At 33.2% G+C, this 21,174-nt stretch carries 15 protein-coding genes; 6 read left to right on the top strand and 9 right to left on the bottom strand.

Going from position 1 to position 21,174, the window contains the following annotated elements; genetic code table 11:
• Positions 1-123: 123 nt before the first annotated feature.
• On the bottom strand, positions 124-2,652 hold the full coding sequence (gene tamL, locus DFQ02_RS00780) for a translocation and assembly module lipoprotein TamL (protein WP_116039087.1): 2,529 nt from the start codon (positions 2,650-2,652) through the stop codon (positions 124-126).
• 240 nt (positions 2,653-2,892) lie between these two features.
• On the opposite strand from tamL, the gene DFQ02_RS00775 reads away from it, so the two are divergent.
• Positions 2,893-3,612: a TrmH family RNA methyltransferase gene (locus DFQ02_RS00775; RefSeq protein ID WP_116039086.1), complete on the top strand. Its 720-nt coding sequence runs from the start codon at positions 2,893-2,895 to the stop codon at positions 3,610-3,612.
• A gap of 47 nt (positions 3,613-3,659) precedes the next feature.
• On the opposite strand, the gene porT is transcribed toward DFQ02_RS00775, so the two are convergent.
• Both porT and ubiE read right to left on the bottom strand, forming a co-directional pair.
• Positions 3,660-4,385: a type IX secretion/gliding motility protein PorT/SprT gene (gene porT, locus DFQ02_RS00770; RefSeq protein ID WP_116039085.1), complete on the bottom strand. Its 726-nt coding sequence runs from the start codon at positions 4,383-4,385 to the stop codon at positions 3,660-3,662.
• A 4-nt stretch (positions 4,386-4,389) separates the two neighbouring features.
• On the bottom strand, positions 4,390-5,115 hold the full coding sequence (ubiE, locus tag DFQ02_RS00765) for a bifunctional demethylmenaquinone methyltransferase/2-methoxy-6-polyprenyl-1,4-benzoquinol methylase UbiE (RefSeq protein WP_181896324.1): 726 nt from the start codon (positions 5,113-5,115) through the stop codon (positions 4,390-4,392).
• Positions 5,116-5,389: 274 nt separating this feature from the next.
• On the opposite strand from ubiE, the gene trkA reads away from it, so the two are divergent.
• On the top strand, positions 5,390-6,739 hold the full coding sequence (gene trkA, locus DFQ02_RS00760; protein ID WP_116039084.1) for a Trk system potassium transporter TrkA: 1,350 nt from the start codon (positions 5,390-5,392) through the stop codon (positions 6,737-6,739).
• A 9-nt stretch (positions 6,740-6,748) separates the two neighbouring features.
• On the top strand, positions 6,749-8,242 hold the full coding sequence (locus tag DFQ02_RS00755; protein WP_116039083.1) for a TrkH family potassium uptake protein: 1,494 nt from the start codon (positions 6,749-6,751) through the stop codon (positions 8,240-8,242).
• A 725-nt stretch (positions 8,243-8,967) separates the two neighbouring features.
• Here the strand turns inward: DFQ02_RS00755 and DFQ02_RS00750 are convergent.
• Positions 8,968-10,152 carry a pyridoxal phosphate-dependent aminotransferase gene (locus DFQ02_RS00750; protein WP_116039082.1) on the bottom strand — a complete coding sequence of 395 codons (1,185 nt, stop codon included), beginning with the start codon at positions 10,150-10,152 and terminating at the stop codon, positions 8,968-8,970.
• Positions 10,153-10,185: 33 nt separating this feature from the next.
• On the bottom strand, positions 10,186-11,280 hold the full coding sequence (locus DFQ02_RS00745) for a fatty acid desaturase family protein (protein WP_116039081.1): 1,095 nt from the start codon (positions 11,278-11,280) through the stop codon (positions 10,186-10,188).
• A gap of 138 nt (positions 11,281-11,418) precedes the next feature.
• Between DFQ02_RS00745 and rsmG the strand changes: the two genes are divergently transcribed.
• Entirely contained in the window at positions 11,419-12,048 is a 630-nt protein-coding gene (gene rsmG / locus DFQ02_RS00740) for a 16S rRNA (guanine(527)-N(7))-methyltransferase RsmG (protein ID WP_116039080.1), read from the top strand.
• Positions 12,049-12,209: 161 nt separating this feature from the next.
• On the opposite strand, the gene DFQ02_RS00735 is transcribed toward rsmG, so the two are convergent.
• From DFQ02_RS00735 to DFQ02_RS00720, 4 genes are read right to left on the bottom strand one after another with little or no spacing between them, the layout of a single operon-like run.
• Positions 12,210-13,058, bottom strand: coding sequence for a fumarylacetoacetate hydrolase family protein (locus tag DFQ02_RS00735; RefSeq protein WP_116039079.1), 849 nt, complete (start codon positions 13,056-13,058; stop codon positions 12,210-12,212).
• A gap of 53 nt (positions 13,059-13,111) precedes the next feature.
• A complete protein-coding gene (locus DFQ02_RS00730) occupies positions 13,112-13,891 on the bottom strand; it encodes an SDR family NAD(P)-dependent oxidoreductase (protein WP_116039078.1) in 780 nt (259 codons plus the stop codon).
• A gap of 54 nt (positions 13,892-13,945) precedes the next feature.
• Complete coding sequence (locus DFQ02_RS00725) at positions 13,946-15,613, bottom strand: TIM barrel protein (RefSeq protein WP_116039077.1); 1,668 nt, start codon at positions 15,611-15,613, stop codon at positions 13,946-13,948.
• A 28-nt stretch (positions 15,614-15,641) separates the two neighbouring features.
• The gene (locus DFQ02_RS00720; RefSeq protein WP_116039076.1) at positions 15,642-17,072 is read right to left on the bottom strand and encodes a sulfatase family protein; all 1,431 of its coding nucleotides are present in this window, start codon (positions 17,070-17,072) and stop codon (positions 15,642-15,644) included.
• Positions 17,073-17,320: 248 nt separating this feature from the next.
• Here DFQ02_RS00720 and DFQ02_RS00715 point away from each other — a divergent pair, with 248 nt between their 5' ends.
• Together DFQ02_RS00715 and DFQ02_RS00710 are read left to right on the top strand one after the other, a co-directional pair.
• The gene (locus tag DFQ02_RS00715) at positions 17,321-19,444 is read left to right on the top strand and encodes a DUF5722 domain-containing protein (RefSeq protein ID WP_147297716.1); all 2,124 of its coding nucleotides are present in this window, start codon (positions 17,321-17,323) and stop codon (positions 19,442-19,444) included.
• A 25-nt stretch (positions 19,445-19,469) separates the two neighbouring features.
• Positions 19,470-21,173 carry a sulfatase gene (locus DFQ02_RS00710; RefSeq protein ID WP_116039074.1) on the top strand — a complete coding sequence of 568 codons (1,704 nt, stop codon included), beginning with the start codon at positions 19,470-19,472 and terminating at the stop codon, positions 21,171-21,173.
• Position 21,174: the final 1 nt, after the last annotated feature.

Below are 21,174 nucleotides of genomic sequence, written 5' to 3'. Positions count from 1 at the left end.
TTCTTTAAAATTTGATTACTATAGGCATCAAAAGTAATTAAATTTTAGAGAATTACAGCTTGTTTTTGAGACTGAAAACGATAAATACGCACTAAAACGTTATAGGTAAAAATATTATTAATACTAAAAAGGATAGTTTATACCAATATTATAAACGGCATTTGAGAAGTTATAATCGTTAAACCACCTATTTTCTTCAGGATAGATAGGGTTATAGGTTTTAAAACCAATATCAAAACGGAAGACAAAAAAGCTAAAGTCATAGCGCAAACCAAAACCGGAACCAATAGCGATATTCTTTAAGGAACTTAAATTGGTAAAGGTAGCTCTGGGATTTTCAACATCGTCTAGAGCATTCCAGATATTTCCGGCATCAACAAAAATAGCTCCATTTAAATTTTCAAAAATATTAAAGCGCTGTTCTAAATTAAAGGCTAGTTTTAGATTGGCTTCGTTGAACTCGTTAGCTGATTCCAAACTCCCAGGACCTAAGCGATAAGCAGACCAAGCTCTGTTATCATTTGGTCCACCAGCAAAAAAACTTTTTGAGAAGGGTATGTTGCTGGAGTTTCCGTAGGGAATGGCAAAACCGAAGAAACTTCTCATAGCAAGCACATTTTTCCTTCCCAAATCCCAATGTCTGGTAAATTCTAACTCTGTTTTAGCATATTGAGAGAAGGCTACATTAAATAGTTCATACCTGTCATCAGCGTCTTTTTTAAGACCCAGTAATTTTGAAGTATTGGCAAGTAGATTTCCAGCAAACTCTATTTTAAACCTAAAAATGGAGAAGTTTTCGTCAAATAGATTGGTTCTGCCATCATTAACAAAACTGAAACTAGAGGAAAGAATAAGGTTGTCTTCTGTTAATCGTTGCTTTCTTTCATTAATGTTAATGATATCGCTTAACTGCTGATCTGATATTTCGGTAGGTGTGTTGTCATTCAAAGCATAATCTATGAAAGCATTGGCTTCAGTAGGAATAAGCAAATCGGTTCCTGGTGCTACAAAATTAACGTCTTGTGCTATTTTGTTTAGTAAACTAAATGAATTTTGATAAACATCAAAATAGTTATCAATATTTAAGTTTCTTACATATTGGACATTGAATAAATCTAGTTTGTTTGTTTTTTTACTGTTAGGAAGCCAATTGTAATTTATGGTACCTCGTAAAGAGGTTTTGTCTAAACCAATATTGGTTTGACTAGAAGTTGATAATCCTATTCTTGTGTTGGGCGACATATGCTTTGGTATAATCCGCTCCGTATAAAAAGGGGATAGTATCCTAGGAATTGTGAGTTTTAAGTCCAAGCCGTATTCAATGATGTCAAAAAATGGATCGGCTTCATTTTTATTGGCATCTACCGATGCTCCTATGGCACCAAGAGCAGAAACATCTAAAGTTTCTGCACCCCTAAAAACATTTCTAATTTTAAGACTAGGATTTACTGATAGGCCAACTTTTTGGATATTACTTGTAGAAACATCAGTACCTAAGCTAAGACTAAACTTTTTTAGTGGCGATAATCTAATGGTACTTGATAATGAGTTGTCAAGGTTTTCGGTATATTCAATATTAGGGTATTTAAATGTTCGTAACTGGTTAATATGCCTGTAGGTTAAGGTGCGATCTCTGTCTTTAAAAATATCTCCAGGGGTTATGAAAATAGCATCGGTTAAAGCCCTTGGTTTATAACGCATTTTACCATAGCTATAAAATGTATAGCCACCAAATTTAATAGTGTCTTGTGGGATTTGGTTTCTTTTGTTAAAAGAGTAATCTGTATAAATATTTACTTCTCTAATATCATAGATATTAAATGGTTCTCTAGTAATAGAGTCTGGAGTTACAATAGCTCTGTCTGAGATGTCTATATCAACATCTACATTTTCATTTTCATCGTTGTAAATAACATCAAAACTTATGTTTTCTTGAGTAAAGTGATATACGCCAGAGTTTCTAAAAGCATGGCTTAGTCTGTCTCTTTCGTTTACAAAATTGGCATCTCTGTATTGATCACCTTTTATTAAGAGGCTTTTTTCTTTAGATATTTTGTATAATGAGTCAATTACAGGTGAGCTAATTGATGAATAAATCGAATCTAAGATTTTAGGCTTGCCAGTAGTAATATTGTAGGTCACACTAGCTCTTTTCTTGTCGGTTTTATTTAATTGGTAAGACACTTCATTTTTAAACCACCCATTAGCTTTGTAATATAATTCTAATCTTTTCTTTGTTTTTTCTGTTTTTAAATCATCTAAGATAACTGGAGCTTCTCCAGTAGTTTTAAGCCAATTGTTAAATCCAACTGAAGAGGTTTTCAGTTTATTAAGTTGTTTTTTTGAGAGTTTTTTGGTTAACCGTTCCCTCCGTTTTGGTTTTTTATTTAACCAAACTTCAAATAATGAGTCTTTGTTTTTACGTGCTAAATTGTAGATGTGAAGCCTTAGAGGTATTCCTAAAATTTTTCTGTTAGGACTTTGAACAATTAAATTATTAATGGTTTCAGAGCTTTCTTTTTTGTCGTTTACTAGTACAGTGTTATCAGTAAGTAAAAATTCGTCTTCAGCAACTCTTTTGGTAGCTTCACAACCCGTAAAAAGGGGAGTAATTAATAAGGAAACCAATATTTTTAGGTGAAGCTTTTTCAAATGAAATTACAATTATTCTGGTTGGGATATATAAATTAAAAATTAGACATAAATATAGCTAGTAAGCCGCTCAAAAATACATTATTTCATTTGTTTAATTTTTTTTGATTTCTGAAAATTTTCAAAAAAATGTACACATTCAGAAATTTATACTCATTTTGTCCACTTGAATAAATAATTCAGGTCTATAGTATTCTTAACCAGATATTTTCTTTTTCTTTATAAAATAAAACTGATTATATGTTATCTAAAAATCAGATAAAATTAATAACGAGTTTAAAGCAAAAAAAACATAGACACCAACATGGTTTATTTGTTGTTGAGGGTCTTAAAACAATTAATGAATTGTTGCAATCTAATTTACAACTTCATTCACTATATACGACTGGAACCTTCAATATTGATGCCAAAAGCGAATTTTTAATTTCTGAGATTGAACTCAGAAAAATTAGTTTTTTAAAAACACCAAACATGGCTTTGGCTATTTTTTATATTCCGGAGTCAAAACCAATTGATAATTCGCAATTAGTTGTGGCTTTAGATGATATAAGAGACCCAGGAAATTTAGGAACTATTATTAGACTTTGTGACTGGTTTGGAGTAAAAGATTTGGTATGCAGTAAGGAAACGGTAGATTGTTTTAACCCAAAAGTAGTTCAAGCCACAATGGGTTCTATAACCAGAGTAAATATTAGTTATATTGATTTGATTGAGTTTTTAAGTAATTCTGAACTAACTGCTTTTGGATCCTTTATGGATGGCAATAGTATTTATAAAACCAAAATGCCTAATACTGGGGTTTTAGTTATGGGCAATGAAGCAAATGGGATATCAAAAGGGGTTGAAGGTCTAGTAAAACAAAAAATTTCAATTCCAAGATTTGGTGAGCTTCAAGAAACCGAAAGTTTAAATGTTGCCACGGCCACAGCTATTTTATTAAGTGAGTTTAGAAGAGGTTAGTTCTTAGATTTTAGAATATGACTTAAAGATTTGAGTGATTCCTGACCTTATTGAAACGTAAAATTAATAAAAACCGCTCTGGTTTGCATACTATGTATGTTGCTAGTCCATGGGCTCAAAGGATCTTTGTCTCTAACCAATTCGTCGTTTAAACCAAATACTCCACGTATTGAAGGCGTAAACTTGAAGTTGTATAAGTAAAAGTCAATACCAAAGCCTAATTCATAGAATAGGTTGTTTTTTGTAGTTCTAAATTGTCCGTTGCTATTATCATTAGGGTTTTTTTCGTTACTAGATAAGTTAAGTGCAGTTGAAAATCCACCTACAATAAAAGGTTTAAAGTTATTAATTCGCTTTGTGGAAATCTTCAATAATAAAGGAATGTGAATGTATGTAGACTTTACTTCTCTGGTTAAATCATTATCTGAAACAGTTTCCTTAAAATAACTATCACTGTAATTTAATTCTCTGCTAGTAATCATTAAACCAGGTTCTAAACGTAAATCTAAAAAGGTGTTAATACGAAGATTTCCAATTAAACCAACATTGAAACCTGGACTTTTTTGTGTATAAATATCACGTAAATCTTGATTGTAATCAAAATTAAAATCATAGTTGCTAATACCTAAGAAATAACCCCACCTTAATAAATCATTGTCAGTAGACCGTCTTCCTTGGTTAGCATCGTATTGTACTTTTTTCTTTGTGAAAAGCTGAGCATAAGATGTCTGGGTTATGAATAAGAATGATATTAAAACAAAAAAATATTTCATAGTATCATTTAGACGATTTATAAATTGTAGCCACCCCAAAGGTTTGCGGAAAATGTTCAACATTAATAAACCCAATTTTGCGCAAAATATTGTTTAATACTTCTCCATAAGGAAAAACAGATGCAGATTCACTTAAATATTTATACGCACTCTTATCTCTGGAAAAAACTTTTCCTATTAAGGGTAATATTTTTTTGGTGTAAAATTTATAACCTTGCTTGTAAACTGTTTTTGTTGGAACAGAGGTTTCTAAAATAACAAAGGTGCCATTTGGCTTTAATACACGCAGAATATCTTTAAGTCCATTCTCTAAGTTTTCAAAATTTCTGACGCCAAATGCCACTGTAATAGCATCAAAGGTGTTGTCATCAAAGGGCATTTTTTCACTATCTCCCAATACCATTTCAATTCTATCTGCTAGGCCTTTACTAGTTACTTTTTGTTTGCCAATTTCAAGCATACCACTGCTAATATCTAAGCCTATAATTTTAGAAGCCTTTGTTTGTGCTAGATTTATGGCTAAATCACCAGTGCCAGTGGCAATATCTAGAATAGTTTTAGGATTGGTTTTATTGACAAGTTTTACTACTTTTTTACGCCATTTAACATCAATTCCAAAAGAAATAACACGGTTTAAACCGTCATAATCTCCAGAAATATTATCAAACATTTTGGTAACCTGTTCCTTTTTGCCTAAAGTGCTGTCTTTGTAAGGTTTTATTTTTGACAAATCAATAATTTTTGGCAAACCTACATAATAATTCCTAGTTTAAAAAGGCAATATTCAACACTTTAATAAATTTTACAATGTCTGTTTTATGTTTTTATGTTACTTTAGTTATATGTCTTTTTTTGAAACTAAACTATGTTTACAATAAATCACAAAATTTAGTCTAGCTGTTTGCGGTATTTTACTAATACATCAGTATTCTCATTTGTTATTGGTCAATCTTTAAATGAAAAAATTAATGTACTTTTGTTCTACTTTTTATGATTAAATCAACATGAAAATAATTATTGCTGGAGCTGGTGAAGTTGGATTTCATTTGGCAAAATTGTTGTCTTACGAGTCTCAAGAAATTACCTTAATAGACCCAAATAAAAAGAGTTTAGCATACGCAGATTCTCAGTTAGATATTAGGGTGGTACGTGGAGATGCTACCTCTATAGCTATTTTAAAAGAAGCTCGTATACAAAATGCAGATTTGTTTATAGCGGTTACATCTAGTGAAACAACAAATATTACGGTGTGTGTTTTAGCAAAACAATTGGGAGCCCAAAAAACCATTGCTAGAATTACAAATACAGAGTTTATTCACTACAAGGATGAGGTTGGTTTTACAAAGTTTGGTATTGATGAGCTTATTTCACCAGAGGCTTTGGCTGCTGCCGAAATAGAACTATCATTAAAACAATCGTCCTTCAATGAAAATTATGAGTTTGAGGATGGCGCTCTAACCATGGCGGGTTTAACGCTTTCTAGAAGTGCTTCTTTTGTTGGGAAAACAGTAAAGGAAGCTGCTCAAATATTTCCTGAGATTCATTTTGTTCCCATAGCAATCCAGCGTTTTGGTACTCAGTATACTATTATTCCTAGAGGTGATACTAAATTTAAGAGAGGTGATAATGTTGTCTTTATCACTTCTGAAGGTGGTGCCGATGAACTTTGTAGGCTTACAGGAAAAGTGAACAGGGAAATTAAGAATGTTATGATTCTTGGTGGTACTCAAATAGCTTACAAGACGGCTAGGGATTTGAGCGAAAAAGGTTTAAATGTAAAACTTTTTGAAGGTAATAGAGATATGGCTTTTGAAGTAGCCGAGGAGCTTACTAAAGTGTTGGTCATTAACAGCGATGGGCGTAATGTTGACATGCTTGATGAAGAAAATATTGGAGATATGGATGCCTTTATAGCGGTAGGGCCAAACTCTGAAACTAATATTATGTCCTGTTTGGTTGCAAAGTCTAAAGAGGTTAAAAAAACCATTGCTTTGGTTGAAAACATGGATTATTTTGATTTATCACACTCCATCGGTATTGATACGCTCATAAATAAAAAACTGTTAGCTGCCAATAATATTTTTAGGTATATACGTAGAGGTGAAGTGGTGGCTATGACCAAGTTGAGTAATCTTAATGCTGAATTATTAGAGTTTGTAGTTAAGAAAACATCAGAAGTCTGTAATAAAGCAATTAAATCGATTGATTTTCCTAGAACGGCTATTATTGGTGGTGTCATAAGAGACGGGGTTGGTATGATTGCTCTAGGTAGTTTCGTTATTAGAGAAGGAGACAGGGTTGTAGTGTGTTGTTTACTGAAATCTATAAAACGTGTTGAAAAGTTATTCCTTTAAGAGCGGTTTATGAAGCTTAACTACAAAATCATTTTACACTTCTTAGGACTGCTACTTTTGTTTAATGGTGGTTTTATGTTGCTGTCGGCGTTAGTAAGTCTGCTTTACAAAGATGGGGTTACCTCACAAATATTTTATGCTGGAATCATTACTTTAGTTATGGGGCTTTTGGGAATGTTTTTTACAAGAAAGCATAAAAAGGAAATCAATAAACGTGATGGATATGTAGTGGTGACGTTTGGTTGGATAATCATGTCCTTATCAGGTACACTACCTTATGTGTTTACTCAAAGTATTCCTGAGTTTACAAACGCTTTTTTTGAAACCATGTCTGGCTACACAACCACCGGAGCTTCTATTTTAAATGATATTGAAGCTATGCCCAAAGGTGTCTTGTTTTGGCGTAGTTTAACGCATTGGATAGGAGGTATGGGAATCATTGTATTGGCTATTGCTATTTTACCATTATTGGGCATTGGAGGTATGCAGCTTTTCGCTGCCGAAGCTCCAGGCCCCAGTGGTGATAAATTGCATCCAAGAATAACAGATACAGCCAAACGTTTGTGGCTTATTTATTTTGGGTATACAGCTGCAGAAACTATATTGTTGCAACTGGCTGGTATGTCTTTTTTTGATGCTATCAATCATGCCCTGTGTACCTTATCAACAGGAGGTTTTTCAACAAAAAATGCTAGTGTAGCATATTGGAATGGGCAGCCTCTAATTCAATATATTATTATATTATTCATGTTTCTAGCTGGAACAAACTTTGTATTGAGTTATTTTGCTTTTAAAGGACGCGTTCAAAAAATTATTCAAGACGAAGAGTTCAAACTTTACTTCAAGTTTATTGCAGTTTTCACCATTATTGCAGCTGTAATAATTTATTTTAGGGCAGATGTTAGCGCCTCTTCTGTTAATCACCCCATGGTGTTAGGTGAAGCCGAAAGTGCTTTTAGGCATTCATTGTTTCAGGTTTTAGCCATTATTACAACTACGGGTTTTGTAACTGCAGATTATACCATGTGGACACCTTTCTTGGTGGTTTTCTTTTTTGGACTTATGTTTTTAGGTGGTTCTGCAGGAAGTACTTCAGGAGGCGTAAAAGTTGTACGCCATTTAATCTTGATAAAAAATGGGTTTTTAGAATTTAAACGCACATTACATCCCAACGCTATTGTACCTGTACGTTATAATAAAAAGGCTATTAACAGATTTATTGTTTTTAATGTTCTAGCATTTTTTATTCTTTATATGCTATCATTTATTATTGGTGGCTTAGTGTTCTCAATGTTTGATATTGATTTTAAATCTGCTATTGGTTTATCAGCTTCAACCTTAGGTAATGTAGGGCCTGCATTGGGTGATTTTGGACCAGTAAATAACTATGCCCCATTGCCCCCATTAGCCAAATGGTGGGCATCCTTTTTAATGCTCATTGGGCGACTAGAACTATTTACAGTCCTTATTTTATTTACACCTTTCTTTTGGCGTAATAGGTGATTTTTAATGCTTTATTCTGCACTGCATTGAGCAAGAATTTAGCATGTAACATTTCTTGATTTTTTTAATACTTATAGATTATAGTTTCTTTTATAAGAGTGAATTAAAATTATAAAGTATATAGTTGGAGAAGGTTATACAACTTCTGCTAGCACTTCGTTAAAGAATAACAGAAGTCTATTGAAAAAGAGAAAATGGAAATTGCCTTAGGATGAAGTTATGCCAATGTGGAATTAAAATAATTTACAAAGGTAACCGATTCACAATTGATAGAAATAAAAAAGCAAATTCAAGAACAAAATAAAAAACCACTGTAAGGCATATTATACTTTTCATCATTTTATTTGTAACGTTATTATCTGGATTTCTATATTTATTTGATTAAAACTATTAATAAATGCCTTTGCCTGAATCTATGTTGAGTACTCTAAGAAGTAATAAGAATATGATGCTCGATAAATCCATTCGGTTCAGATAAACCATAGGCCGAAATAAATGGTCCAACGTTAAACTTTCCAAATTTCCAAAGGCAACAGAGAAGGAATTAGAACAAGTTAGGCTTAGTATTCAAAAGGAAATAGGAGGAAGTGTATAAAGCAATGGTGTTTCTTTTCAATTATATTAATAACCTTGACTTTAGTTGTTTTTTACTAACGAAATATAAACTAAAAAGCCACCGTATCATTTAATCAGTGGCTTTTTAAAATATATATCCGTTTAGTTTTTTAGCTTACAGCTTCTTTAATTCTTTTTACTGCTTCAATTATTTGTTCTTGTGAAGCTGCATAAGAAATTCTAATACAATCAGGGTTTCCAAAAGCGTCACCTGTTACGGTAGCTACCAAAGCTTCTTCTAACAAATAAAGTGAAAAATCAGATGCATTGTTAATGGTTTTTCCTCTTAGTGTTTTTCCAAAAAAATGAGAAACATTTGGGAAAACGTAAAATGCGCCTTCTGGAGTATTGGTTTTAAAACCTTCAATATCAGCTAATAAATTTAAAATTAAATCTCTACGTACATTAAATTCATCAATCATATATTGAATACGAGATGGTGGTTCATTTAATGCAGTGATTACAGCACGTTGTGCAATACAGTTAGCCCCACTAGTGGTTTGACCTTGTAATTTATTGCATGCTCGGGCAATTTTTTCAGGAGCACCAATGTATCCAATACGCCACCCAGTCATAGCATAGGCCTTAGAAACACCGTTTACCGTAATGGTACGATCATGTAATTCTTCAAATTCAGCAATACTGGTGTGTCCTTCTCCGTAGTTAATATGTTCATAAATTTCATCAGAAACCACATAAATATCAGGATGTTTTGCTAATACATTAACTAAGGCTTCTAGTTCCTTTTTACTGTAAACAGAACCACTTGGGTTACAAGGAGAACTAAACCACATCATTTTGGTTTTAGGTGTAATGGCTGCCTCTAATTGTTCCGCCGTCATTTTAAAGTCTGTATTAATAGAGGTTTTAACTTCTACAGGAACACCACCAAATAATTTTACAATATCTGCATAACTTACCCAGTAAGGACAAGGTAAAATAACCTCGTCACCATCATTTAACATTACACCTGCAATATTAAATAATGCTTGTTTAGCACCCGTTGAAACTACTATTTGAGATGGAGTATATGTTAGATTATTATCTCTTTTGAATTTTGTAATGATGGCTTCTTTTAGGTCGCCATAACCATCAACAGGCGTATATGAATTATACCCTTCATTGATAGCATCAATGGCCGCTTCTTTTACAAAATCAGGTACTTTAAAATCGGGTTCTCCAAGACTTAATCCAATAATATCTTTACCTTCCCCCCTTAGTTCGCGTGCTTTAGCCGCCATAGCCAAAGTTGCAGATGTTGACATACTTAAAATTCTGTCAGATAATAAGTTCATCCTTTTTATTTATTTATTGGTGATTAATAGGTTTTAAGCAAAACTGGGTTTTTGACCTAGTTCTTTTAATTGGTTATAGTGTTCTGCAACAGCTCCCCAAAACGTTTTATATTCATTGTATGGAAGGCTAAATTCTTTTGCGGTTTCCTTTACTATTTTTGCTATTTTTCTGTAGTGAATATGGCTAATATTAGCAAATAGATGGTGTTCAACTTGCCTGTTTAAACCTCCAGTATAAAACTCAACCAACCAACTTTTTGGTGAAAAGTTGGAGGTGGTGAACAATTGATGGATAGCCCAGGTGTTTTTCATATTACCTTCATTATCAGGCAGCGGCATTTCAGTATTTGGCATTACATGAGCCAATTGAAAAATGACACTTAAAATAATACCTGCCGTATAATGCATTACAAAAAAGCCTATTAAAACCTTCCACCAAACAATTCCTAGAGAAAGAGGTAATACAATCCAAATGGCATAATACACAATTTTTCCTATAATAAGTTTTGTCCATTGAGTGGCAGGGTTAGGAAATTTGCCATAAGATAGTTTTCTCTTGAGGTAATTGTAAGATTGAATAAAATCTGTTACAATAGCCCAATTAGCCGTTAGTAAACCATATAAAAAAAATGCATAAAACTTTTGGTATTTATGAAATTTATACCATTTAGCGTGCTTAGAAAATCTAATAATTCTCCCGGCATCAATATCTTCATCATGGCCTTGAATGTTTGTATATGTATGGTGTAGCACATTGTGCTGAACTTTCCAGTTGTAATCGTTTCCAGCTAAAATGTAAATACTACTACCCATAAGTTTGTTAACCCATTTTTTGCTAGAAAAAGAACCGTGGTTGGCGTCGTGCATCACATTCATACCAACACCAGCCATTCCTATCCCAACAATAACCATGCATAAAATTTGTAGCCAACCTGGTAATTCATAAGATAATACAAAAATCACAGGAACAATTAGTAATGAGAACATTACTATAGCCTTAACATACAGTTTCCAGTTACCTGTTTTTTTTAGGTTATTTTCTTTGAAGTAAGAGTTAACACGTTTGTTTAACGTTTTAAAAAACTTTGCGGAGTCATTTCTTGAAAAAGACAGAGCTTGTTTTGACATACTATTAATTTATTCAGTTTTGTAGTGATGGTATTTTTATTACCGGGTGCAAAGATAGGTATAAACCCATTTATGTAATAACGTTTTTTATTAAAAATATGCACATAAAAAGTATATTTTTGTTGAAAATTTAACAGAATGGACCTCATATTAAAGTATTTTCCTAATCTTTCCGAAGACCAAATTATAAAGTTTAAAAAGTTAGAAATGCTTTATCAAGACTGGAATTTAAAGATAAACGTTGTGTCTAGAAAGGATATAGATGAACTTTACTTGAGACATGTGCTGCACTCCTTGGCAATATCAAAATTGATAAATTTTAAAGCAGGTACAAAAATAATGGATGTTGGCACCGGCGGTGGTTTCCCTGGAATTCCATTAGCTATTATGTTTCCTGAGTGTTCATTCCATTTGGTTGATAGTATCGCCAAAAAGCTAAAGGTAGTAAATGAAGTAGTTGATGGTTTAGAATTAACCAACGTGAAGACCACTCACAGTAGGGTTGAAGATATAAATGATACTTATGATTTTATTGTGAGTAGAGCTGTAGCTGCTATGCCTACTTTTGTAAATTGGGTAAAAGGTAAAATAGCAAAAAAGCAAAACAACAATTTAAAGAATGGCATTCTGTATTTAAAAGGAGGAGACTTAACCGAAGAGCTTAAAGATTATACAACAGCTAAAATTTATAACCTTTCAGATTTTTACACTGAAGATTTTTTTGAAACTAAGAAATTAGTGCATTTACCTCAAAAGTTTAAAGTCTAATTATTTATTTTTTTTGTTTGGGCATTATTTATTCGTCGATTCGAAATAAAGCCGATAGGTCTTTTAGACTTTTACACTATCGGCCTTGTTTACAATATTAAGTTATATTTTGTTGAAAAAGGTGTTTTGCAACACTGCATAAAATTTTCTGAAAGTTTTTTCTAGGCTTTTACACAAACCTGTTTCTGGCTCCCTAGTCCTTCAATTTCAAGTTCTACAATGTCGCCTTCCTTTAGGTATTGTGGTGGATTAAAACCTAGGCCAACCCCTGGAGGTGTGCCGGTGTTTATAATATCTCCTGCTTCTAAAGTCATAAATTGAGATAAATGATGAATGACCTGATATACATCAAAAATCATAAAACTGGTATTGCCTTTTTGTTTTTGAATACCATTAACTGTTAATGTCATTTTCAGGTTTTGAATATCATCTATCTCATCAGGTGTCACTAAATATGGCCCTAAAGGATTGAAATTATCGCAAGATTTACCCTTGGTCCACTGGCCACCTCGTTCTAGTTGAAATGCTCTTTCCGAAACATCATGAGAAGTACAATATCCTGCAATACAGTCTTTGGCGTCTTCAATGGAGTTTAGATATCTGGTATCTTTTTTAATAACCACACCTAATTCTACTTCCCAATCTGTTTTTTCAGAATTTCTAGGAATAATAATATCATCATAAGGACCAACTACGGTATTAGAACCTTTCTGAAATATGATAGGTTCTTCAGGAATAGCCATTCCAGATTCCTCAGCGTGATCAGAATAATTAAGCCCAATGCATATTACCTTACCTGGACGCGCTACACAAGCTCCCCAACGTTCTGAATCATTTACATTGGGATAAATCGATATGTTTTTCAGACATTCATCCAACTTTTTAAGTCCTTCATTATTAAAAAAATCATTATCCCAATCATTGAATACTGAAGATAAATCTTTACGCAGACCATTTATTAACAGACCAGGTTTTTCTTGCCCCAACGCTCCAAAACGAATTAATTTCATTATTTTATTTTTAAAATTTGTAGATTAATTATCTGCCATACAAGGCTAAATTCTCAATTATTTAAACGGCTAAAACCTCCATCAATAGCGTAATCACTGCCTGTAATAAATGAAGCTTCATCAGAACATAAATAGAGCACTAGGTTTGCTACTTCTTTTGGTCGTCCCATTCTACCAATTGGCTGAGATTTTGATAATTTTTCAAACATGTCCATTTCTTGACCAGGGTAGTTTTTCTTTAAAAATCCTTTTACAAATGGTGTATGTACTCTGCCCGGAGAAATACAATTGCATCGAATATTATAGTCTAAGTAGTCTTTTGCAACAGAAAGGGTCATGCCGACTACAGCGCTTTTTGTCATGCTATAGGCAAACCTGTCCTTTATTCCAACGGACGCGGCTATTGAAGCCATATTGATTATGACACCGCCATTAGTTTTTAAAAATGGAATGGCGGATTTCATTACATAAAAAACACCTTTTACATTTACAGAAAATAGCTTATTAAAATCTTCAGCTAATGTTTTTTCTATATTTCCTATATGAGCGATACCCGCATTATTAATAATGATATCTAGCTTTTTTTCAGAACCAGCGGCAGACTTAATTGCATCATCAACCTCTTTCTTAATAGAGATGTCACATTTCTTAAAAACTCCATTTCCGCCATTTTTTTGAATACTTGTGATGGTCTCATTAGCACCTTTTTCGTCCATATCTAAAATATAAACTAGGGCTCCTTGTTTCGCTAAAACGATACTAATAGCTCTTCCAATACCACTACTCCCACCAGTAACAATAGCTTTTTTATTTTTTAAACTAAATATGTTCATTTTACATCAACAAGCTATTATATTTACGGTTTTGCTCTTTTTAAGAACAGTACTTTACAGAGATTTTAGATTGAAAAAAATAAATCGATTTTTACTCATTTCAGGAATCATGATTATTCCTTTTTTCGGATTAATACCTAAATCGGCAAATTGCGAAAAGCCAGAAATCACTTCTTCTACATTTCCGTCTTCACTAATTTTTAACAGCCTTCCTCCAGTCCAATCTGTTCCATAATAGAAATTTCCATACTTTATAACACCATCAAAGTTTGCTATAGGCAAGCCTTTGCCTACCGGCTTTATCTCTTTTGTTTTTAGATTAATTCTCATTAACGTGCCTTTTCTGCTGGTTTCAAAAGTGGCACGGTTGGTCATTGGTCCCCATGTAGCAACTATTAAATGTTGCCCATCTATCCATAAGCCATTTGGACACTCTAACACATCATCCTTAATAAAAACCTCTACATTTTTATTTTTCCGTAGTTTGTAAATGGTATTTGTAAATGTGTCTGACACATAAATGTCTCCGTTAGGTGTGGACGCAACATCATTTGCGAACTCAGAATTTGGTAAATTTATTTTTCTGATAATTTTCCCTTTGGATATGTCTATTTCTACTAAAACACCCCTATCTGCCACATACAATAGGTTTTTATAGGATGCCATTCCTGTTGGGGCATCTAAACCTTCAATCCATCTGTTTGAGATAACATTTCCGTTTTCGTTCAGGCGGGTAAGCCATCCATAACCATCTTTTTCAATCGTTACTTTTTCTCCTCCAAGACTAGAAATGAACCAGGTTTTTGAAACGTCATCCCAATACGCATTTTCTGGATTGTCTAGAATGTTATTTAGATTATTATTTAAAGTTTCGTAGGTAGCATCAACCAGAGTGTTCCATTTCTTAATAGAACGAGACAAGTGCTCTTTAGGAGCTTCTTCAATTCCAAAAGTATGCAACATAGTTTTGCCTTGAAACTTAATTTTTTGCAACACAGATACAAATTTTGACACATCATAATCGCCCTTATCCAAAGGTTTTATGGCGTCGGACCAGTTTCCTTTGTCATTATTAAACATCGTTACATTTGAACCTGAAATAGAAGCAAACTTTAAATAAGGAGCTGATTTTATTGCGACATCCAATAAACGGTTTCCATTACCTGCTCTTAATTCATGGCACAGGTGTAATGTTAGATAGAGGTTTGGCGCTTTCAATTCTTCAATGTAAGGAATGGCTTCTTCAGCTGATTCTATAAAGCAATTATCGTGCGGATAGATAACAATATTCTTGTTTAACTTTTGCGCTTCAGTTGTCATGTTTTCCAAAAGCGCCAAAGTTTTTTCCCTTGTAGCATCTTTTTTCAAGATGATAACCCATAAATCTGTTCCTTCTGGCAATGCTGCCAATGTTTTACGCCATAATTTATTTTCATTTTCAGAATTTTTTGAAAAATCAAAAGAAAAATAAACGACAGGTATAGATAATTTTCCTGCAGTAAACGCTTTAGTTTTTAGATATTCTTGTAGTTTTTCTCTTTGCTTATCTGTTTTTACAATAAATGTAGTGCCACTATAACCCAGTTCAGAAAACAATTCTGAACGCTCGTCAATAGACATATTATCCATTTTAAAATCGAAAGCATATAGTGATTTATCTATGCCTTGAGTATTGGCAACTATTGAAATAGTAAAACAGAATACTTGTAATATTTTTTCCATAATATATATTCTATCGTTTTTACTTGTTTTATAATTTTAAATAATAATTTCTAAAGACTGCATCTTGGGCGTTAAAATCTTTTACTGGTATTCCAGAATTTTTAAGTTCTCTACTCCATTGTTGCAATCTTTTTTTCAACACTTTTGCTTTTTTAGGATACTCATCAATTAGGTTTTTATTTTCATGCTCTAGCGAAGTTACATCAAATAAATACTCGTATTGTCCAGACTGTAAAAACTTATAATCACCCATTCTTATCGCTGATTGCCCCCAGAATCTCCAGAAAAGCGCTTCATGAGGAGCGCCTTTTTTTACATTATTTAGATAAGGAATAAGGTTTGTACCATCTAATTCTTCAGTATCTTGTAATCCAGCCAAAGCATTACAGGTTGCCGCTACATCAAGCGAAATTACAGGCTTATCGTAGACAAGCCCTTTTGGTAAACCTGCGGGCCAATTCATAATAAAAGGAACTCTAATACCTCCTTCAGAAATCATACCTTTTTCACCAACCCATGGTGTGTTTTTCGATCCATCCCAACCAACACCAACGCCTGGTTTATCTTCCATATGAAGCTTTAAAGGCGCGCCGTTATCACTTATAAAAAAGATAACTGTATTATCTTCAATACCCTCTTTTTTAAGTGTTTCTTTAATTTTACCAACACCATCATCAATGGCAGACATCATTGCCAAACAATAGCGTCTCCGTTGCGGCATATCTTCTGGAAAACGATCTAAATATTTTTTCGTAGCACCCAAAGGAACATGTGGTGCAAAATAAGAGGTATAGTAAAAAAATGGCTTATCACTATTGTTTTCTATAAATTTAACTGTAGCATTAGTTTGAATATCTAATCGATAACCATCCTGTATAATCCACTGCGCTTCCATATCCTCTTTTCCATCTAAACTATAATTTGCCCAATAGTTCTGAACATATCCTTGAAACGTTTTGTCGAAGCCTCTATTAGAACTCATATATGGCTCTTTTTTTTCGAAAGGAATATCTGATGGTTTAAATTTTTCACCTTTTAATTCTGGCATGTTTTTATTTATCCATAGTTTCTGTTGGTGATTGGGTTCTAAATGCCATTTTCCAGTCATACCTGTAACATAGCCTGCCTTTTTCATTCGTTGCGATATCAATACTTCATCTAGAGGTAAAGGTATAGTGCCATTATGATCCAAACCAAAACGCTGCTGATACCTACCTGTTAATAAACCCGACCTAGATGGAATGCATTGAGGAGCAGTAACATAGCCTGAAGTCATCCTAACTCCATTTTTTGCTAATAAATCTATATTTGGTGTTTTAATGTCATCTACTTGTCCATTTATTCCGATGTCAGCATAACCTTGGTCATCTGTAAAAATAACAATAATGTTAGGTTTGTTTTGAGTAAATGATTCTACATGTAACATTAAAAAAAGAACTAAAAAAAATATTTTATTCATAGCATTATTTTTTATTATTTATAGTATTGTAAGTTAGATTACTTAACTAAAAGATTGAATTATTAAAGAAAAGTAGAGTTTTTGTTTACCCTTGTCTTCTTGCACACCTTTAAATAGGCAACCAATTTATCGATAAAGATTAAAAAAACAATCATGCCCCTTCTGTGGAGCAACCATATTCGGCAGGATGGTTTTTTGGGATAGGTAACATAATTTTATATGATATAAATTACCTTCAGAATATTATTATGCACAAGTATTTTTTGTTTTTTTTATTATATCCTATTGTATTTTTTGCTCAGGATTCTAAAACTACTTTGAGGGTAAATACTAAAGTGTATAATCAGATAGCATTAAGCGTTTTAGAAGGGGATATATATGATATTAAGACCTTAGGAAAAGACCCTTACCTGTTTTTTAATCCTTTGGAAGAAGATTTAGATAAGAAGAACAACCATTTAGTATTTGAATATTTTTGTCCTACGGGATTAGATTTTTTAGAAATTCATTTTTATCCTCAAAACAATGACTTAAAGCCGAAAATAATTAGAGATATAGGTTCCACGGAAGGATGGGTTACGTTTAGCATCGATTTGTCTGAAGCATTAAAAACTTGGGGTAAAAAAGGAGATTATTTAAGATTAGATTTAGGCCCAGCACCTGCTCTAAGCATACAGTTAAAGCATTTAGCCTTAAGACAGCAAACAAAACGAGAACTAGAAATTGCCAAAAACAAAGCACTCAAAAAGAAACAAGAAGTTATACTTGAGCGTAATTTAGTTACTTATTTAGATAAGGACTTTCCTAATCAAATTTCAAATGTATTGGTAACTGATGAAATCGTAAGATTAGAAGGTAAAGTATCGGATGACAAAAATTTACATTTGGCAGAAGTAGGTGTTTATGAAGATGCAACAGAGCTTAAAGATTTTAGTTTTTTAGAAGTTATTGAGCCTAAGGATAAAACCTTCAATATTACTCTTGATCGTTTTAAAACACAGCACGGTTATAAACAAGATAGGTTACTTTCAAAATGGATAATTGTAGAAAAAAAAGAAGACAAATATAAAGTAGCTTCTCATGCACGCTACGCAGATTCTATAGTCCCAAAATACAATTATCCATTTAAAAAACCATCCACAAAAAAAGGGTTGGGAGGTTACAGTATTAATAGGGAAGCCCCATATACAGATTTGGATAGCTTGGGTATTACCAGCGCAACTGTTAATATTTGGATTTCTAAATTTTTTCGCTCAAACCCCTCTCCTGAAGACATGCCTTTTGAGTATATGGGAGACACCTATTATGTAAACAAAAAACAAATTAAAAATCTTGATAATACGTTTTTAAGTACCTCAGAAAGAAATATTGAGGTATCAGCTATTTTGCTTGTAGATAAAGCTTCAAAAACTCCTGATAAAAAAATAGGGCATATCCTTGAACATCCAGATTGCGACCCTTCAGGTATTTATAGTATGCCTAATTTAACAACTCCAAAAGGAGTTCAATATTATTCTGCCATTCTTGATTTTTTAGCAAATAGGTATAGTAGACCAGACAAAAAATTTGGACGCATTCATCATTGGATTATTCACAATGAAGTAGATGCTGGTTGGGTATGGACTAATGCCGGAGAAAAGACAGCACTTGTATTTATGGATATTTATCATAAATCTATGCGGATGTCTCATAATATAGCTAGAAAATATAACCCTAATTCAAAAGTATTTATTACTCTGACGCATTTTTGGGATTGGACATCGAATCCACACTTTTATCATTCCACAGAATTGTTGGAGTTTTTATTGAAGTTTTCAAAAACAGAAGGCGATTTTGAATGGGCAATAGCCTATCATCCCTATCCAGAGTCTTTACGAGAACCCAAGACATGGTTAGATAAAAAAGTAAGTTTTAGTTTTGACTCACAACTTATTACATTTAAAAATATTGAAGTATTGGACGCTTGGGTAAAGCAACCAAAAGTATTTTTTAAAGGAAAAACCAAGCGACTGGTTTATTTATCTGAAAACGGTACTAACTCCCCAACCTATAGCGAGCAGGATTTGAAAGAACAAGCGGCAGGCATGGCTTATGCCATGAAAAAAATCAAATATTTAGATGGTATTGATGGGTTTCAATATCATAATTGGCAAGACAATAGGAATGAAGGTGGCTTGCGTATAGGTCTAAGACGTTTTCCTGACGACAAAGATAACCCCGGAGGTATTAAGCCTGTTTGGAAGGTATATCAAGCTTTCGGAACAGAAATGGAAGACAAAGTTTACGACCAATACAAAACAATGATAGGCATAAATAGTTGGGATGAAATTCGTTATAAAGGTCCTATTAATGAAACACGAAACCAAAACTAAACATAAACTAATTACACCTTAATCAATGAAATATTTAAAATTAAGCAGTATTTGTCTTTTTGCGTTATTCTTTACAGGATGCGAAACGAAAGCCAATAAGAAAAATACAGAAGATAAAAATACATCCCGCCCTAATATTATTTTTATACTTGCCGACGATTATGGTATTATGGATAGTCAAGCTTATGCTAATAAATTTACGGGCACACATCCAGACGAAATGTTTTATGAAACACCAAATATTGATAAATTGGTAAGTGAAGGAACATCCTTTTCGCAAGCTTATGCAAATCAGTTATGCTCGCCTACAAGAGCAAGTATATTAACAGGTAAATATGCAGGGAGACTGGGTTTTACTACAGCAATGCCACCAAGAGCAACGTATTATAATCAAAATGAAGAAGTCCCTAAAGGCTATTACATACATGATGTTTATGAGCACAAAGACCCTATAAAGATTGAGCAAGCAATCACTAACGGAATTTCTAATTCTGCCATTCCAACAGGCAGTGCACTTGATGGAGGAAGAGACGAACTTTCCATTGCCGAAGCCCTTAAAGACTATCATTCAGGCTTCATTGGAAAATGGCACCTTGGGGGCTTTGGAGCTAAAGGATATCAACCCAAAAACCAAGGTTTTGAGCCTTTAGCTTGGTTTGATGCAGGAGGGTCTACCTATTATAATTGGAGAAAAATATGGAATGATAGAACTAATAAAGCATTTCCAAAAGTTGCTCCAGAAGCTCTAGAAATAGGTGGCTCAGGAAAAGAAACTAATGAAACGTATTTAACCGACGACCTTACTGTGCAAGCGTTGCAGTTTATAGAAGACAGAGCCAAAATCAAGGATAAACCTTTTTTCTTATACTTTTCTCATTTTGCTATACATACACCTTATCAAGGTAAAGCAGACGAAATAGCTCATTTTGAAAATAAAGAAAATAAAGGCTGGAATGGGCACGACGATCCAGTTTACGCTTCAATGATTAAAAGCTTAGACCGCTCCGTTGGAGATATTTTAAATAAACTAAAAGAGCTTAACATTGAAGATAACACACTTGTTGTTTTCATGTCTGATAACGGGGGTATTGATGCCGAAGTTACCCCAAATAATAAAGGCACTAACAACGATCCTTTTTTAGGTGGTAAAGCTTGTGTAACAGAAGGCGGCATTCGAGTACCTTTGGTTTTTAAATGGAAAGGTAAAGTTCAAAAAGGGAAATGGGTAGACGTTCCTGTAGACTGCACAGATATTTATCCCTCTTTATTGGATGCGGCAGGTTATAACGCTAGAGACATTGTATCTAAAAATAATCTTGATGGTGAAAGCTTAATACCAGTGCTTTCTGATATTAAAAATAAGAAAAATAGTTATACTAAAACAACTCATTATTGGCATTACCCTTTTAATGTTATTTATAATAGTCCTTTTGAACCTTTTGCACTTACACCTCATTCTGCAATTCGAGACGGCGATTACAAGCTAATTTTCGATTGGTATGGGAGGTTGTATCTATATAATATAGAGAAAGACCCCTATGAGAAAAACAACTTAATAACGGAAAACCCAGAACTTAAAGATACAATGTTTAACAAATTGATGAGTTGGTTAAAACTGAATGTAGATATACGTTATTGGCCAACGGTTAATGAAAATTATAACCCTAAAAAAGAAGTTAGAGATACACCATTTGTAGATATGTTTTCATCATTAAAAGCAGACATCTAAT

The organism is Seonamhaeicola aphaedonensis (genome assembly GCF_003386195.1).
GTDB classification, from domain to species: domain Bacteria; phylum Bacteroidota; class Bacteroidia; order Flavobacteriales; family Flavobacteriaceae; genus Seonamhaeicola; species Seonamhaeicola aphaedonensis.
The sequence above is the reverse complement of the archived record's forward strand: the minus strand, read 5'-3'. Positions and strand labels throughout refer to the sequence as shown.

Coding starts and splice junctions, on each gene's coding strand:
- DFQ02_RS00775 (WP_116039086.1), top strand. CDS start 2,893: ATGTTATCTAAAAATCAGATAAAATTAATAACGAGTTTAAAGCAAAAA.
- porT (WP_116039085.1), bottom strand. CDS start 4,385: ATGAAATATTTTTTTGTTTTAATATCATTCTTATTCATAACCCAGACA.
- trkA (WP_116039084.1), top strand. CDS start 5,390: ATGAAAATAATTATTGCTGGAGCTGGTGAAGTTGGATTTCATTTGGCA.
- DFQ02_RS00755 (WP_116039083.1), top strand. CDS start 6,749: ATGAAGCTTAACTACAAAATCATTTTACACTTCTTAGGACTGCTACTT.
- DFQ02_RS00750 (WP_116039082.1), bottom strand. CDS start 10,152: ATGAACTTATTATCTGACAGAATTTTAAGTATGTCAACATCTGCAACT.
- DFQ02_RS00745 (WP_116039081.1), bottom strand. CDS start 11,280: ATGTCAAAACAAGCTCTGTCTTTTTCAAGAAATGACTCCGCAAAGTTT.
- rsmG (WP_116039080.1), top strand. CDS start 11,419: ATGGACCTCATATTAAAGTATTTTCCTAATCTTTCCGAAGACCAAATT.
- DFQ02_RS00735 (WP_116039079.1), bottom strand. CDS start 13,058: ATGAAATTAATTCGTTTTGGAGCGTTGGGGCAAGAAAAACCTGGTCTG.
- DFQ02_RS00730 (WP_116039078.1), bottom strand. CDS start 13,891: ATGAACATATTTAGTTTAAAAAATAAAAAAGCTATTGTTACTGGTGGG.
- DFQ02_RS00725 (WP_116039077.1), bottom strand. CDS start 15,613: ATGGAAAAAATATTACAAGTATTCTGTTTTACTATTTCAATAGTTGCC.
- DFQ02_RS00720 (WP_116039076.1), bottom strand. CDS start 17,072: ATGAATAAAATATTTTTTTTAGTTCTTTTTTTAATGTTACATGTAGAA.
- DFQ02_RS00715 (WP_147297716.1), top strand. CDS start 17,321: ATGCACAAGTATTTTTTGTTTTTTTTATTATATCCTATTGTATTTTTT.
- DFQ02_RS00710 (WP_116039074.1), top strand. CDS start 19,470: ATGAAATATTTAAAATTAAGCAGTATTTGTCTTTTTGCGTTATTCTTT.